Genomic DNA, 1,317 nt, shown 5'->3' with positions numbered 1-1,317 from the left:
TGCCCCATAATACTGCCACATTGATGGCATCTTTGGGTGGTGTACTTAGGATCAATTGTTAGAAATTCTTTGCCATATAGATCTGCCTTATAAGCCAGCATATTAAGGAAGCTGCGCCAGCCAACATCAGAAATGGCTTGAGACAAGGCATGATTCTTTAACAGATTTCTGCTTCTTAGTTCCTCGGCAACTACTAAATCGTGGTTTTTGATTAGTGCAGTTGAGAGTACTTGTAAAAAGTTTGCACGCTGCCTGCGAATCTTATCATGCAGTTTAGCTACAACTAAACGCTGTTTTTGATAGTTTTTTGCTAGCCGCAAATTGCGTCCTTCTTTTTTAGCCCGGCGCTGTCTGCGAGACAAGACGCGTTGGGCATGGGCAAGCTTCTTTTTGGTTTTGCAATAAAATCGTGGATTAGCAACCATTGCTCCGTTAGATGCTGTTAAGAAATTATCAAGGTTAAGGTCAATGCCAATTTGACTTTGTGATTTAGGCAATTCCTTGACAAAAGCAGTATCACTGCCTAATTGCATTGATAAGTAGAATTGCTCGTCAGCGGTCTTTTTAATCGTGACTGTGCCAATTCTAGTTGGGATGTGGTTAAGCAAACGCTCTTTGATTAGCCTTCTAAAACCGGCAATGCGGACGATACCCAGTTTAGGCAGTTTAATATGTTTAGCATCAATAAATCTAGCTGTCCCGTTATCAAGAAAAGCTTCTTTTTGCTTAGGATATTGACAGTTGGTCTGATATGACCAGTCGCTGCGTTTTTTATGGAAAGTCGGAATTCCATGCCCAATCTTGCGATAGTTGCTCCAAGCTTTCTGGTAGTTCTGAATAGCGTTGGCAATAGCGAGGCTATCAATTTCTTTAACGCGTAAAAAGCTATAAGCATCGCGGATATTCTTAGGCTTAGCCAATAGTTCGCTATTAGCGACTACTTCTTCTGTCAACCTAGCTTCATAGCTATTAAGAGCTGAAAAAGCAAAGGGCATTGCTTGATATTGTCTAACAGCTAAGTAGTGCTTAGCATGATAATTGCTTCGATTGCGTCCTACATAAGAGTTGTAGACAAAGCGCTGCGCATCATAGTTTAGCTTAATGATTTTCTTTTGCTTAGAACTAGGATAAAAGCGAAGCTTAACGCCAAAATGATAGGCTAAGCTGCTCATTCTTTTCATGATTTCACCTCCTTCTGTAGATTAGATATTTATATTTTACAGGGAAGTCGAACGTATGTCTCTATTTTTAGAATAAAAAAAGCTGACTGCTAGGTCAGCTTGGCCCTATCCATCCCCGCATTAAAATACGGGGATT

1 protein-coding gene is annotated in these 1,317 nt (G+C 40.4%); it reads right to left on the bottom strand.

Annotation, left to right across the window (positions count from 1 at the left end; all coding sequences use genetic code 11):
* Positions 1–1,181, bottom strand: a 1,181-nt coding sequence (locus B5E95_RS10300) for an RNA-guided endonuclease InsQ/TnpB family protein (protein ID WP_087236584.1), incomplete at its 3' end; no start/stop codon positions are given.
* Between the last annotated feature and the right edge of the window lie 136 nt (positions 1,182–1,317).

Source organism: Lactobacillus gallinarum (assembly GCF_002160635.1).
Taxonomy (GTDB): domain Bacteria; phylum Bacillota; class Bacilli; order Lactobacillales; family Lactobacillaceae; genus Lactobacillus; species Lactobacillus gallinarum.
The sequence above is the reverse complement of the archived record's forward strand: the minus strand, read 5'-3'. Positions and strand labels throughout refer to the sequence as shown.